The 14,830-nt window shown below is 46.9% G+C and carries 10 protein-coding genes and 3 tRNA genes; 5 read left to right on the top strand and 8 right to left on the bottom strand.

The features are described from left to right. Nucleotides 1-70: 70 nt before the first annotated feature. Together KPC83_RS02705 and KPC83_RS02700 are read left to right on the top strand one after the other, a co-directional pair. The gene (locus KPC83_RS02705) at nt 71-1,561 is read left to right on the top strand and encodes a sugar ABC transporter ATP-binding protein (protein WP_216279030.1); all 1,491 of its coding nucleotides are present in this window, start codon (nt 71-73) and stop codon (nt 1,559-1,561) included. Between the two features lie 12 nt (nt 1,562-1,573). Further along, a complete protein-coding gene (locus KPC83_RS02700) occupies nt 1,574-2,602 on the top strand; it encodes an ABC transporter permease (protein WP_216279029.1) in 1,029 nt (342 codons plus the stop codon). A gap of 492 nt (nt 2,603-3,094) precedes the next feature. Here KPC83_RS02700 and KPC83_RS02695 read toward each other — a convergent pair. Beyond that, nucleotides 3,095-3,170, bottom strand: a tRNA-Val gene (locus KPC83_RS02695). Nucleotides 3,171-3,380: 210 nt separating this feature from the next. Here KPC83_RS02695 and KPC83_RS02690 point away from each other — a divergent pair. Together KPC83_RS02690 and KPC83_RS02685 are read left to right on the top strand one after the other, a co-directional pair. Continuing rightward, nucleotides 3,381-3,456: transfer RNA gene (locus tag KPC83_RS02690), tRNA-Gly, on the top strand. A 41-nt stretch (nt 3,457-3,497) separates the two neighbouring features. Next, a tRNA-Cys gene (locus tag KPC83_RS02685) sits at nt 3,498-3,571 on the top strand. Between the two features lie 133 nt (nt 3,572-3,704). Here KPC83_RS02685 and proB read toward each other — a convergent pair. From proB to KPC83_RS02670, 3 genes are read right to left on the bottom strand one after another with little or no spacing between them, the layout of a single operon-like run. After that, nucleotides 3,705-4,826, bottom strand: coding sequence for a glutamate 5-kinase (gene proB, locus KPC83_RS02680; RefSeq protein ID WP_216279028.1), 1,122 nt, complete (start codon nt 4,824-4,826; stop codon nt 3,705-3,707). A 55-nt stretch (nt 4,827-4,881) separates the two neighbouring features. Beyond that, on the bottom strand, nt 4,882-6,396 hold the full coding sequence (locus KPC83_RS02675) for a nicotinate phosphoribosyltransferase (RefSeq protein ID WP_216279027.1): 1,515 nt from the start codon (nt 6,394-6,396) through the stop codon (nt 4,882-4,884). 25 nt (nt 6,397-6,421) lie between these two features. Then, entirely contained in the window at nt 6,422-6,910 is a 489-nt protein-coding gene (locus tag KPC83_RS02670) for a hypothetical protein (RefSeq protein WP_216279026.1), read from the bottom strand. Between the two features lie 217 nt (nt 6,911-7,127). Between KPC83_RS02670 and gpmA the strand changes: the two genes are divergently transcribed. Next, the gene (gene gpmA, locus KPC83_RS02665) at nt 7,128-7,886 is read left to right on the top strand and encodes a 2,3-diphosphoglycerate-dependent phosphoglycerate mutase (RefSeq protein WP_216279025.1); all 759 of its coding nucleotides are present in this window, start codon (nt 7,128-7,130) and stop codon (nt 7,884-7,886) included. A 230-nt stretch (nt 7,887-8,116) separates the two neighbouring features. On the opposite strand, the gene KPC83_RS02660 is transcribed toward gpmA, so the two are convergent. From KPC83_RS02660 to KPC83_RS02645, 4 genes are all read right to left on the bottom strand, one after another. After that, on the bottom strand, nt 8,117-10,270 hold the full coding sequence (locus KPC83_RS02660; protein WP_216279024.1) for a hypothetical protein: 2,154 nt from the start codon (nt 10,268-10,270) through the stop codon (nt 8,117-8,119). Between the two features lie 1,918 nt (nt 10,271-12,188). Beyond that, the gene (locus KPC83_RS02655; protein WP_216279023.1) at nt 12,189-12,815 is read right to left on the bottom strand and encodes a DUF47 domain-containing protein; all 627 of its coding nucleotides are present in this window, start codon (nt 12,813-12,815) and stop codon (nt 12,189-12,191) included. 44 nt (nt 12,816-12,859) lie between these two features. Continuing rightward, nucleotides 12,860-13,909 carry an inorganic phosphate transporter gene (locus tag KPC83_RS02650; protein WP_216279022.1) on the bottom strand — a complete coding sequence of 350 codons (1,050 nt, stop codon included), beginning with the start codon at nt 13,907-13,909 and terminating at the stop codon, nt 12,860-12,862. Between the two features lie 249 nt (nt 13,910-14,158). Continuing rightward, nucleotides 14,159-14,794: a DivIVA domain-containing protein gene (locus KPC83_RS02645; protein ID WP_216279021.1), complete on the bottom strand. Its 636-nt coding sequence runs from the start codon at nt 14,792-14,794 to the stop codon at nt 14,159-14,161. Nucleotides 14,795-14,830: the final 36 nt, after the last annotated feature.

Raw genomic sequence — 14,830 nt, 5'->3', positions numbered from 1 at the left:
TGTTTGAGCAGGGTGGTGATAACTTGTCGCTACCCTACTTCTTTTTATTGCATGCATTGGGGGTTGTGTTATGGCGCTTCTGGAGATGCGCGGCATACAAATGAGCTTTGGAGCAGTACAGGTGCTCCACGATGCAGAATTGATTGTTGAAAAAGGCAGCGCACATGCCTTATTAGGCGAAAATGGTGCCGGCAAGTCAACACTCATGAATATTTTAACTGGATCGCTTTTAGCCGATGCTGGCAGCGTGAATTTGGACGGTAAAGATATTTTTGGTGCCAGTATTAAAGCCACGGAAACAGCGGGCATTGCGTTTGTTCATCAGGAACTGAATGTATTTAACGACATGTCAGTGGTTGACAATATTTTTATCGGTCATGAAATTGTTGGGTCGTTTGGCCGCCTCAATAAAAAAGAAATGCTCAAACGCGCTCGTTCACTCTTTGAGCGGCTTGGCGTATCAATTGATCCAACAGCTCAGGTATCAGACCTGCGTCCCAGTGAGCGTCAGCTCTTAGAGATTGCTAAATCTCTATTTTTCGATGCAAAACTCCTCGTTTTAGATGAACCAACAACAGCTTTGAATACTCAAGAGGTTCAACATCTCTTTTCAATCATAAAAGACCTTCTTAAAGCAGGCATTAGTTTTATCTTTATTAGTCATAAGATGCCGGAAGTTTTTCAAATCTGCGATTCGTATACCGTTATGAGAAACGGTCACTTTATCCAAAGCGGCAAGTTTTCAGATGTTTCACCTGCTGAGATTACTGATGCTATGGTGGGTAGCGCGCTCTCCGGTAAAGAGCTCTACGTAGCTAGAAGCTTAGGCAGTGAAGTTTTATGTGTTCATAACTTTTCGGGTGTGGGTTTTAGCTGGGTTTCACTTTCGATTAAAAAGGGTCAAATACTAGGTCTTACCGGTCTACAAGGTTCTGGAGCGTCAGAATTTATGCAGGGATTGTTTGGAGCAATCCAAAGCTGGGAGGGAACGATTAAACTCAAGGGCAAAGCTTTTACACCGAGCAGTATCCAAGCTTCTATGCAGGCTGGTCTTGCGTATTTAGCATCTAACAGAAAAGATAACTCTGTCATTGCAGACGTTTCAATTCTTGAAAACCAATATATAAGCGAGCATGTCTTATCGGCAAAGCACTTCACAATAAACAAGCGCGCTGAGGTGAAAAAGTACCATCACCTAAAAACAGTGTTAAACCTAAAAGCTGAGAGCCCTGACGCTGCCATAACCTCACTCTCAGGTGGCAACCAGCAAAAAGTATTTCTCGCACGTTGGTTAAACACTGAGGCAGATATTCTGTTGCTTGATAACCCAACACAAGGCATTGACGTTGGTGCTAAAGCGGAAATCTATCGTTTGATTTTGGAGCTCGCTACTCAAGGAAAGACCATTTTAATCAATACCCTTGAAATTGCAGAATTAAGAGAGGTCGCCGATAGCTGCCTCGTCTTTTATGAGGGTTCAGTTGCGGCTGAGCTTACTCATGATGAGATTGATGAGCGAAACGTCATGCAGTATTCAACACAATCAGTAGCTCAGGCTTAAGGGAGATTTACCATGAATATCAAAGCAAGCCTTCAGACCTTAAAGCACTACAGCTTTGTAGCGGTCTTTATAGTAATTTATATGTACTTTGCAATGGTATCCGGTGGTCTAAGCCTCGATGCCATAATGAATGTCTTACGTCACAGCGCGGTTATTGGCATTATTGCACTTGGTATGGGTGCCATATGTCTTACCGGCGAAATCGATCTTTCTGTAGGATCGATGCTTACCTTTGTGGCTGGTTTTTCGGTTGTTATCTTTAATATGAGCCATTCAATTATCGTGACCTTTATATTTGCAGTTGCTTCAGGCCTTCTTTGCGGGATATTCAATGGCTTTTTGGTTGGCTATATTAAGATGCCCGCCTTCATTGCAAGTTTAGCTTCTATGCTTATGTTCAGATCCATTTCTCAATATGTATGTCAAAAACTACCTCGAAATCTTATTGGCAATGGTTCCAGCGTCTACCGCATGGACTCAAGCTTAGAACAGTACTCAAGTCTCTACTCTTTTGGAAATGGCAAAATAGCTTCCATATTGCCCCTGGTTGGTCTTGTGTTGATTATTGTGACGGCACTATTTGTCTATATCACTACATCGACTAAGTATGGCAAAAAGATTTATGCCGTTGGCTCAAATGAAAAAGCTGCACGCCTTGCAGGTATTAACACGAGCCTCATTAAACTAAGTGTCTTTGCAATTGCAGGAGCTCTTGTTGGTTTTGCTGCCTTCTTATGGATTGCAATGAACGGTTCTGCCGACCCTGCTACCACAGGAAAAAGCTATGAGATGTATGCCATAGCAGCGGTTGTTTTAGGCGGCATATCAATGTCAGGCGGGCGTGGAAAACTCTTGGGTGTGTTGTTTGGAGCCATGTCATATACCGTTATAGACAAGATTATTATTGCACTTAAGATGGACTCGCTTATTAACGATTCAATAAAGGGCGCAATCTTAATTATCGTAATCCTTATTCAAATCGCCGGTCCTCGCATAAAAGAGTGGTATGCCTTGCGACGTTTGCGCAAGCAGCATACCTAACCGTATTCAAAGCTTATTTTGATGGTGCCAATGAGAAATCATTGGCACTTTGTTTTGCGCCTTAACCATGTCTGTAATCAATTCATGGTCAAAGTACAAGAGCGTTGCCAACCATATGATGTGCGATATACACCGGCAGCACTCTCTCCCCCGATAAACTACAGCTGTCGCTTTGGCAAAACTGACGAATTTGCACTCTATATAACCCAGCGGGTTTATTTTTGAATTACAAAGCTGCAGGTAGATGAGTTGCAAGTAAAATAACAGCTGTCACTTTATGCCAAATTAGTCAAAAATGACAGTTTTTTGCGTCAAATTAGTCATTTTTGCCAAACCGCAGGACAGAGGCGTTGTTGTGCGGAAAAGCCCGTCGGCTAACAAGGGTTTTACCCCATAAGCCTATAAGTCCTTATACAAGGCATAAGCCGCGCATCTCACCAAAAAGCGCAACAAAAAAAGCCACCCGATATACCAGGTGGCTTAGATATGTGCTGGTGGGCGTTACAAGATTTGAACTTGTGACCTCTTCCGTGTCAGGGAAGCGCTCGTCCCCCTGAGCTAAACGCCCAGCAGCAGCACTTATGTGAAGTGCGGTGGTAACTATACCCGATTGAGCACTTAGTTGTAAAGAGCAATTTAGATGAATTTGACCTCAGTGCTCATAAAATTGCTATGAGTGCAAACGATGCGGTTTACCTGCGAATTATTACTTTGCAAAAGTTTTTTTGAAATGATGCTTGCACAGCCGCACACAATCGCGTATATTACTTTCTCGCAAGCGGACATGGCTCAGTTGGTAGAGCACAACCTTGCCAAGGTTGGGGTCGCGGGTTCGAGCCCCGTTGTCCGCTCCATCGTTTATGAGGGGCCGGTTGAAAGATCGGCCTTTTTCATCGGCGACGTGGCCAAGCGGTAAGGCAGAAGCCTGCAAAGCTTTTACCCCCGGTTCGAATCCGGGCGTCGCCTCCATTATTAGTTGTAGCCCAGAATCTATCTGGGCTTTTTTCATCTCTCTTATATGCAATCCATACAAGGCTATGCCTACACACGCAAGACTAAAGTTTAGTCTAAGTTCAAGCAAAGTCACACAGCCCCGCCCACCTCAGGAGAACACAATCATGTCGTCACGATGAATTGCTGCTTTGTGTGCAAGCTCGGCAATGAGACTATTCTGTGCAATATCCTCTTGTCGCCGTCCTGCCGCAAGCTCCAGTACGTCAGAAGCGGCTCCTGCAATACCTCGTGCAATCACATGCCCGGTAAGGTCTTGTATCTCAAGCATGTCACCTGCCTGAAAATGCCCACTCACCGCACGAATCCCCACCGGTAACAGCGACGACCCTCGTTTAATAATTGCAGCTGCAGCCCCCTCGTCCACCGTCAGGCTACCATGCACGGTGTCTCCAAGAGCAATCCATAGCTTTCGAGGAGCAATGTCAACATGAGGGTTTGGTGATACAAAACGCGTACCCAGAGCTTCTCCTTGCGCGAGCCGTACCAACGGACGCTCAGAAGCACCTGAACAAATAACGCTCTTGATGCCAGCTGTCATGAGAATACGTGCGGCACGAATCTTGGTAATCATGCCACCCGTGCCCACTGAGCTGCTTGAATCTCCTGCTGAGGCAATAATGGATGCATCGATAGCCGAAACCTCTGGGATAAAACGGGCATCGCGCACCAGCATGGGATTATCAGTATACAAGCCATCAATATCAGACAAAATTACACAAAGGTCTGCCTCAACTAGACAGCTCACGAGCGCCGCTAAGGTATCGTTGTCGCCAAACTTAATTTGGTCAACAACAACCGTATCATTTTCATTAACAACCGGCGTTACACCTAACGCTACAAGACGGGTCAGGGCATCGCGGGCATGCAAATATGAAGAACGACGGGCGGTGTCGTGGCGCGTGAGCAATACAAGCGAACTTAAGAGATTACAGCGCCGAAACTCCTCATCATATGCCGCTGCAAGCACACACTGACCCACTGAGGCACAGGCCTGAAGACTGGGCATATCGCTTGGGCGGTGGTCTAAACCAAGCTCAGGTATTCCGCATGCAATGGCACCTGAGCTCACAATTACCAAGCGCCAACCCAGCTGCTGCAACTCTTGTGCCTGAGTAGCTAGACTTGCAATGAAATCACGTCGGAGCAGACCCTCTTCCACCAAGGTGGAAGAACCAATCTTTACGACCATTGTTTTATAGGAAGCCCTCATGTGCCACCCTTCGCAAAGCTCTAAACTTATATAGCGCCATCACACGTCTGAGTGCTTAGTGTAGTGTTTCACTCTTAACACGCCAAGGTTGATTGCTTGATACCGCTGCTAAATGCTCACGCACCAACTGGTTGCGCAACTCAGCTAAACCAACTTCCATGCCAACCATATAGGTCTGCGGATACAAAAAACGCTTATACGCAGCATCAAGCGCCGCCAGCGATGCCGCACAGCGCTCACGTGCACAATCAAGATTTTCACGCGGTTCAACCGCTTTACCAGCGCGTACACATGGTTTAAGAAGCTGCTTATAGCTCAAGTGCTCAACATTGATAGTAAGTGCAGCATCACTTACCGCTACCAGCGTATTGCCCTCCCCCTGCATATGGTCTGCATCAAAAATCATGTCACAAACAGGAGAGAGCGCCTCATCATAATAGCGACGAAGTTCCTGAATGCCAGGAATTGTGCGCTTGTAAGGTTGCTCTGATAGCTTTACCACGGGCGTCCATGAATCACGTGCTGTTTTACGGCGAGCCGCCATCTTATACACCAAGCCCAGTGCCGGCTGATCAAAGCAGGTTACCAACTTAGTTCCTACTCCAAAACTATCAACTGGCGCCCCCTGATTAAGCAGTGACTGTATGGTGTATTCGTCTAAATCATTTGAAACAACAATCTTCACGTAATGTAGCCCCGCCGCATCAAAGCGTGCACGTGCATACGAAGACAGCTTAGCTAAGTCACCTGAATCAATGCGCACACCGCTCAGACGCTCGCCTGCTGCTTCCATTTCTTTTGCAACAATAATAGCGTTTTCAATGCCCTCATGAACATCATAGGTATCAATGAGCAAGGTGCAATTTTTAGGCATGCTTGCGGCATAGGTACGAAACGCTTCAAGCTCCGTATCAAAACTCATAACCCAGCTGTGAGCATGGGTTCCAGAAACCGGAATACCGTAGCGTTTACCAGCTAAGACATTTGATGTACTCGCAGCGCCCGCTATATAGCTGGCACGCGCCACACTCATACCGCCATCAGGGCCTTGCGCACGCCGTAATCCAAACTCGGCAACTGGGCGACCCTGAGCAGCTTGTACCACGCGCGCTGTTTTTGTAGCTACCAGCGTTTGAAACCCAACGGTATTCAAAAGCGCCGTCTCAAGCAGCTGACAATCAAGCGCCGGCCCTGTAATACGCACGAGTGGCTCACGAGGAAACACCAGCTCGCCCTCAGGTACTGCATCTATATCAATCGTCATTCTAAAATGACGCAGGTAGTTCAAAAAGTCTGGATTAAACAAAGGCCCACCTAGGGGGGCAGACAAAGCTTGAAGATAAGCAATATCCTCATCATCAAAGCGAATATGCTCAACAAGCTCAGCAATTTCTGCCGAGCCACACATAATAGTAAAACCACTACCAAAGGGATTATCGCGGAAAAAGGCTGTGTAGCTGGTTTGCTCTTGAGCTTTCCCCTGCTCCCAGAGGCCTTGCGCCATCGTTATCTCATAGAGATCGGTAAGCAGGGCAACGTCGGTTGGACGACTGGGATCGGTGAGCGCCATATGCGCCCTCCTTTCACGAAACTCGCTAGAAAAAGAGGATACGGACAGCTATTGCAAGGGTAACCAGAAGTGCGAGAATAAGTATGATTTTTTGAGCAGGAGCCATGTGCGGAATACCATCGTCATCGGTTTCTGCCGGGGTCATAACCATCTTTTGACCAAAACTCAAATGCTCATCATGAGCGGCGGCAGAAGCTGTGGCTGCAGCTGTGGCTGCAGTCGTTGACACTGTCTGCTCAGGCACTGATTTGACAGCTGCCGAGGATGTGGGAACCTGAGCTGCTTTTGACGCAGTGTGTGCTTGACCTTGCACCAGTGTTTGAGCAGCAAGCTCAGCCTGGCGTGCCGCTAAAATCTCCGCATCAACTGCCGCCTGCTCAGCACGTAGCAACTCAAGTTCGCGGCGCTCTGCCGCATGCGCTGCCTCACGTTCACGCCGCGCTTTTTCTTCCCGAAGCGCTTGCAGCTCTTCGCGCTCAACAGCGCTCAATGCCTGGGTGTCGGTTTCTGACATACAAACCTCGAACTCTCTAGCTTCATCAATCGGCATACACCAGTATACCCGCACGCACCATCAATTGACGCGCTAAGCAGCATATATCCCGTGCAATGCCATAAGGGGTGGCGAGGTCTGTTGTGTATCACTAAAAACGCACTCGACAAAGCAGTAACGTGCGTGGGACAATAAAGAGCGTTTGGAATGAACACATCATCCGAGGGAAAGGAATCGCATGTCGCAAGATACCATGCAACTGGTTATTGTCCGCCACGGCGAGAGCGAGTGGAACAAGCTCAATCTCTTTACCGGCTGGACTGACGTTGAGCTTACCGAGACCGGTCGCGCTGAGGCAGCCGCCGGTGGTAAGGCACTCAAAGCCGAAGGTTTTGACTTTGATGTTTGCTATACCTCACAGCTCAAGCGCGCTATCCACACCCTCAACATCGTGCTGAACGAGCTTGACCGCGAGTGGCTCCCTGTTATCAAGAGCTGGAAACTCAACGAGCGCCACTACGGTGCACTGCAGGGTCTTAACAAAGCTGATGCAGCCGCTGAGCACGGCGATGAGCAGGTAAAGATTTGGCGTCGAAGCTTTGATGTGCAGCCGCCGGCACTCACCCCAGGCGATGAGCGCGATCCACACACGCAGGAAATGTATCGTGACATTCCCAGCGATGAGCTGCCTTTTACCGAGTGCCTGAAAGACTGTATTGCGCGCGCATGGCCTTATTTTGAGGAGACTATTCTTCCTGATATGAAGGCCGGTAAGCGTGTTTTGATTGCAGCACACGGCAACTCGCTGCGCTCGCTTGTTATGAAGTTTGAGAAAATGACTCCAGAGCAGATTCTTGAAGTTAATATCCCCACCGGTGTGCCACTGGTATATACCTTTGACGCTAATCTCAACGTGCTGGATAAGCGCTACATTGGTGACCCTGAGACCATCGCTGCCAAGATTGATGCAGTGGCTAATCAGGGCAAGGCAAAATAAGCGGGCGCCAGAGGATTTTGCTTGAGATAAGCTAAATCTTTAGCACGAGTGCACCACATCGCGCAAAACCTTAAAAGCCAGTGAGCTTATGCCCGCTGGCTTTTTTTGGTAATGCCTTTCTTAAAGAGCTTGATAAGGCATCAAAACAACAGTAGGCTCTGCGCAAGAACACACCAAAACCCCGTTGTAGCCTCAGTTTAACCCGCTATCTACCTGAGGTATACACTTCCCTATCTACTCTTATTCTTCCACCGCATATCTGCACCCATAAGAACACAGCCAGCAGCAAAAACAGCACCCACAGCAGCTATTACCCCTACATCACCTGTCTTTGGCAGGATAGTCTGCTTAACTCGCTTCGGCATAAGCTTATGATTTATCTGCTTAGAAGCTATATCGTTCATTTGTCGCTTAGGGTCAGTTGTCGGGCTGCTTGGGTCATGAGGAGGTTCAGGAGCAATGTCTCTCACAACCGTAAGCGTAGCGCGTTCGATATTTGAGAAATTACCATCTGCATCGCAAGCCCTATATCTAAGCTCATAGGTTCCTGCCTGCATAAGCAGCGACGATAAGTCAACAGGATTGTAACTAAGCTCTATACCGTCTTTTGTTACCTGAATGAGCTCACGCTGGGTATTATATGAGCGAATATCGTCCTCATAGTCACGTGTCACTACATTCTCTTGAGCAGCAAGTGCTTGGAGCTGTTCGCGTGCATGCGGATCACCCGTGTGAATAGTTGCCGATGTCTGCTTAAGTGTTAACTCAGGAACCGAGTTGGTTCCCACCGACATACGTACCACGGGACCATAGTTTGTTCGGGTGGCAGCAACGCCCTCCCAGAGATTCACAAAACTCACCGAGGGCTGTGTAAACGCTGAACAAAGGTCGCGAGGTTTACCTTGCTTGTCACTACCTATTGTCTCACGTGTAGCCACTGCCTTAAGCTTATAAGTAACTTTGAGCGAGGATGCAGGATTGGTTCCAATACCTACACCGTCTTTTTCATTTCGATACGAGTCGAAACCCTGAAAGCCCATACCATAAAATGGCCCTTGGAAACTTCGCATGGGATATACGCCTGAATGACCTCCTTTAGCCGCAGGTTTGATACGTATATCAGAGCCTGTTATGGAAAAGAAATCGTCGTAGTCAACCTTGATATATTCTGATTTAATCTTTCCCGAAGCATGGCGCTTTGGACCTATCACTTTGTCAGTAATATCCTTACCATTGGCTGCATACACACGCACCGAGTCTGAAACATATGCAAAACCCTCGGGAATACTATCTTTTACCGTGATGTCACCTCTGGTAATACCTTGTCCTTCATTTTGCACTACCAGAGCAACTGTCACGACACCGTCTTGGCGAAGCTCTTTACCGCCATCATAGGCTGCGTCGTTGTTATGGCTCAAAGCCGTGCTATCAATGCGCTCTGCCTCAACAATATCTTTGTAAACACATAGCTGCGCCCCGCCCCGCACGTCAACCGGTCCGATGAGCGTTGCTACTCCCTCACTTGTAATAACGTAGCGAATACGCTTGATAGCTTGTGGAACCGCCTCAACTCGCGATGACACCGCACCCCAACTTGTGGGATAGCTGCGCGCCTGATTATTGCTTCCTGCACCATAGTTGGTAAGTTCATGTCCCGTATCTGCATCATAGAATCTTATTCTGATACCATTGGGGCCTGCTGCGTTAGAGCTGATAGCGATGGTTTCAACCGCAAAATGCTGACCAGGTACAACATCACAGGCCTGAGAAATACCCTGACCCGCCTTAAGGTACAGCAAGCGTACGTCTTTAGAAGGAACCATCTGTCCCCAACCGGGGCGCGCCCCTGCAGACTTTACATAGGCGGTAAGCCACGGAAGGTCGCGACCGTTTGCATGCTGATCGTAAAAGCCGCCCAAACGTACACTACCACTCACAAGACCGCCAGACACAGTCCTTGCATCCTTGGCTGTAAGCACGTCATAAAACAGTACGACTTCGCTATCATTCGTGGCACTCGGAACAATCTCCCAGCCAGGAAGCGTATCTGTCTTGAGCATGGGATTTGTTTCAGAAAGCTGAGCTGCGTCTCCCTCTGCAAAGAACTGATTGTGCACAAGATAGCGAGAATCGGGGTTCGCGTGTACCGGCTGAGCCGCAAAGCCCGCAGCCTGTGCCGTAGCAGCATCAACGACATTATCCTGAGGAAGTGGCTTAGAGCTTGTCTGCGATTGACCTGTAGCAGACCGCTGGGACAGCGCTGCATTAAGACCAAAGCTTGACAGCACGCCTACCGGTATGACTGCCACGCATACGGCAAATGCAAGGACGATGTACGCAAGCTTTTTGAATATATGTTTTGAAATATATGTATCGTCGTTCATCTATGCTCCTTAAGTTATAAACGAAAATAAAATTAAACTATATGGTATTAAAGCTTGAAAAGCTCATAAAATATTCAAGAACTAATACTCTAAAAAATACATAACTAGAATGCATCTACCTATTCACGTTTAAGCAAGATTCTGGGTCGATATTAGGTCTAGTTGAGAGGTTTTCTTATATTACTACTGGTAATATCTGCTCTATTTTCTTGGATGATAATAATCCCCCTCATAGTTCAAAATACAACTCCTAGGTTATTATATTCAAATTATACATAATATTATGCAGTTCTCTCTTTTCTTAAAATTTTATAGTATTAAATTTTATAAGTATTATTCTTTATAATACTTACTCATGTGCTTAGAAGAGGATTCTAAAGCACTCATTTTTATTGGATTGTTGTTCTTGTATCACAAGCATCTAGTATGGCCTCTTGCAGTTGCAAACGCTCCACCCTGCAAAATCATCATGCTGCCACGAGTGCCAACATGCGCAAGATAGTTCCTCATCTGCTCTACTTCGATATAGCTTCGTTAACTTATATTAAACAATATACACTTTTCGTAGCTTATCTAGCGAAACAGTTGCTCTGTATGTTTATTATTAACAGGCTAAAGCGTATCTGGAGCCATCCTTTAGCCAAAGACCTACAAACAACAATCTCCCTACAAGATGCAACTGCCCATTATTACCGAGATACATTTAGCTTACCACCCACGCAGTGTTATTCTTTCCCGCATGACGCAAGCAAGTACATGCGCCCTGAGCCGGAGCTTGGTGTTGTTTACCTTCAATCTCAGCTTTTCGTAATGCTAAACACGAAACAAACACGTCATCTCTTGTTAATTAGCTACGAATAACATGAACTTATCCTCCAAGGCGTAACGTACCAGCTTAGGACTCTCGAATACTACCTAAGAACGTACCGCATACCCATTTATTGCATGCTTTGGCAAGGCGTTAAGTGTGCACGTTTATCGAGGAGGGAATCTCATCACGCGCACTCAGTGCTTCGCTTTAGTTCTCTACCCTAGTCTTCGAGTTTGAAGGCAATGGTAGTCCAACCCTTTTTGACAGAAACGGGCAATTTGGCAGTAAATAACACCCGAGGGTTATTCGTTATTTTCTAAACCTGCAGGTAGATGAGGTGCAGTTTTTCATGCTACAGGGGGTTTATTGCCACATTGGCCCTTTTTGTCAGAATTTAGTGCCAAATTGCCCATTTCTGTCAAAACAGCTTATACAAGTTAGCGGTGTTTTGAAATCTGTCTGTGCAGGAGAAAAACAAGCTGCTTTTTCAGAAAAGTGTTCGCGGGACACAGCTTTATTGGAATGTTCGTTTGCCTCCAGCACGAAAGGCAGACGTAAGACCAAGGTATTGTATTCGGAGAATTCTGCGAAGCACATTCGGAGAATGCAATACCTTGGTCGATTTAGACTTGAAAAGCAAGCAGTTTTGCGGATTACACGTTTCAAGGAAGTCTATCGGGCAGAAAAGCCCTTGAAGTGGGACTTCTCTCTAGTTGTGTAAGAGTTACAACTAACCCTTTTCGTCCCATACGCCCTGCTTGTGCATGACGAAGTGTGGGGCAGGCTGACCGCTGTATATCATTTGGCATTTACCTTTAGAAGAGAACGAATGATTGTGCTCGGAGAATTCTGCGAAACACATTCGTAGAACACAATCATTCGTTCAATTGAGATAGAACTACAGCAAAAGGGTGGCATAGCTTTTCTAAGGGAACTTTCGCGAAGCGCAGTTCCCGTGAAAAGACTATGCCACCCCATAAGCTTGCGAGCTATTTGCCCAATTGATTAAGCGAAAAGACTATGCCACCCCATAGGTTTGCGAATCAATCGGCAAATGCAAGACTAGCTCACCCCACACCCCGCCTACAGGAAACAAGCAGGCGCGTATTAGCTGTTTTTCATCACCACATTTTCAACCGTCTCAGCAACATCTTCTACGCTGTCGGCTGTAATCTCAAGGAAGGTGTACACATCGCGCCATGCGATGACGGTCAGAGGGTCTAAGCTCATGTCGGTATGCAACTCACGCATCGACTCAATATACAACTCGTCACACTGACCCTCAATGGTATTGATGGTCACAACCTGCTCACGAAGCTTTTTCGAGCGCTTAAACTCAGGCAGCTCCCCTACCAAAAGCTTCATGCTATCGCAGGCTTCAAGGATTTTATGTGCCATCTTCAATGCGCTTGCCCGTATTTCTTGAATATTGCAAAAATAAATTCGGTGCAAAACACCCTCAAGGTGGTCGGTCACCGAATCAAGACGCTCACTTAGCAAGGCAATATCTTCGCGCTCCATAGGGGTAATAAATGCCGAAACCAGCGCATCAGAAATCTCGTGATTGCATTCATCGCCCTCATTCTCAATCTCATGCATCTGAGCCAGTGCTAAATCAATCTTTTCTGGGTCAAAATTCTCCATGCACCCCACAAGCAAGTGCGCAGCACGGCGAGCAACATCGGCACATGCAATAAAGTTATTGAAATAAAACTCGTCTTTTTTCTTTGCCATGAGCATTCCTCTCTAAAGGCAACTGTAAAACAGCAAACCCACCACTACAAAACCATGATGAATAACTTAGCCATTAAAAAGCTGATAAGACCACAGCCTGGAAAAGTAAATACCCAGGTCAGCATCATATCTTTTACCACTGAAAAATTGATGGCAGATAGGCGTTTAACAGCTCCAACGCCCATAATTGCACTCGTTTTTACATGAGTTGTTGAAACAGGAATACCCAAGAGTGTCATGACAAACAAGGAAAGCGAGCTTGAAAGATCGGCAGAAAAACCTTGGTACTTCTCGAGTTTTACCATGTCCATACCCACCGACTTGATGATATTTTCGCCGCCAACCGAAGTTCCGACACCCATCATCACCGAACAAAGCATCATCAGCCAAATAGGAATGACAATACCCTCAACGCTTGACTGTCCATTTGCAAAGGCCATACCCAAAAAGAGTACGCCGATAAACTTTTGACCATCTTGAGCACCGTGCATGAAGCTCATAGCTGCTGCGCCAAAAATCTGTGCATACTTAAAAAAGACATTCGCTGGTCGCCTATCAGCATAGGCAAACAAAAGAGTAACAGCTTTGCAAACCACGTATCCAAATACAAAGCCGCCAACCAGCGACAAGACCAGACCATAGGCAACTTTTGCCCACTCAGCCATGTTAACACCCTCAGCGCCGCCAAGCGCAATTGCAGCGCCGGTTAATCCAGCGATTAGGCTATGGCTCTCAGATGTGGGGATACCCAAACGCGCGGCAGCAACGCTATATACCACAATGGAAAACAACGCTGCACAGAGCGCAATAATTGCCATGTGCGTATCGCTACCAAAATCAACCATATTTGAGATTGTTGAAGCAACACTGGCATTGAAATGCGTCATGATGAGCACGCCTAAGAAATTAAAAATTGCGCTCATGATGATAGCAGGGCGCACACGCATACAACGCGTGGTAACACAGGTGGCAATTGCATTAGGGGCGTCGGTCCACCCATTGACAAAAATAACGCCCAAGGTAAGGGCGACCGAAATAGCTAGTACTGGTGACGAGGTCACCTGCTGTACAAAGTACTCGAGCGATACATCCAAGGTAAATCTTATTCCTCTCGTGAGACGGACACGTTCAAGAATTCAACCAGTATCATCGGGCATATAGAAGCTTAACAGGTTTCTTGTGCTTGTCTACCCGCAAGTTTTCAATAAACTTGAGAGCGCATGTAGCGTGGATAGGCTTTTGCTCACGCATGCACGCGCACACAAATGCCGACATACGTATAGCCTTACAGAGAAAACCCCGCATAGTGCTGCGGGGTTTTGCACACGCTTTCGCGCAATAGCTTAGTCGAGGTCATCAACCTCGAAATTTGCCTGCGGAGCAAAAGGGTCAACAACAGGTGTAACGGGAAGCTCTTGCACCGGAGCTGCAACCGGAGTGCTTGGTGTATGTGAACCTGTAGGAACGCTCGTCATGAGACTTGCTGGAAAGGAATTTTGAGCATCGTCCATAAAGTGCTGAATGAGCTTGAGATACTGACTCTTGAACTCCTCACGAGATGCCTTCAAGCGATCAATCTCTTCAATCTCAGTCTGCTTCTCGGCAAGTGCCTGACGAATAACCTCGCGCGCCTTAGCATCTGCCTCATTGCGAATACGCTCAGCGTTTTCGTGCGCCTCACCCACAATCGCGTCAGCAGTTTGCTGAGCAGCAATCAACGCAGCAGAAATCTGGCGCTCAGTTGCACCAGATTTCTGAGGCTCAGCAAGTACCGGGGCTGCAAGCTGTGTATTGTTTTTTGCATCGGCAAGCTGCTGCTCAGCAACAGTCAGGCGATTCTTAAGATCAACAATTTTTGCCAACATAGCATCAACCTCAGATGCCAGTTGCTCGAGAAAAATATCAACTTCGGTGGGATCGTAGCCCGGCTCTGCCTTAGAGAACTGTTGGGCTTGGATGTCTGCGGGGGTGATAGCCATAAAAATCAATCCTTTCGATGCAAGAGTGCAAACACA

Source organism: Collinsella sp. zg1085, from assembly GCF_018889955.1.
GTDB lineage: Bacteria > Actinomycetota > Coriobacteriia > Coriobacteriales > Coriobacteriaceae > Collinsella.
Note: the sequence above shows the minus strand (reverse complement) of the source record. Positions and strands in the feature narration are given on the sequence as shown.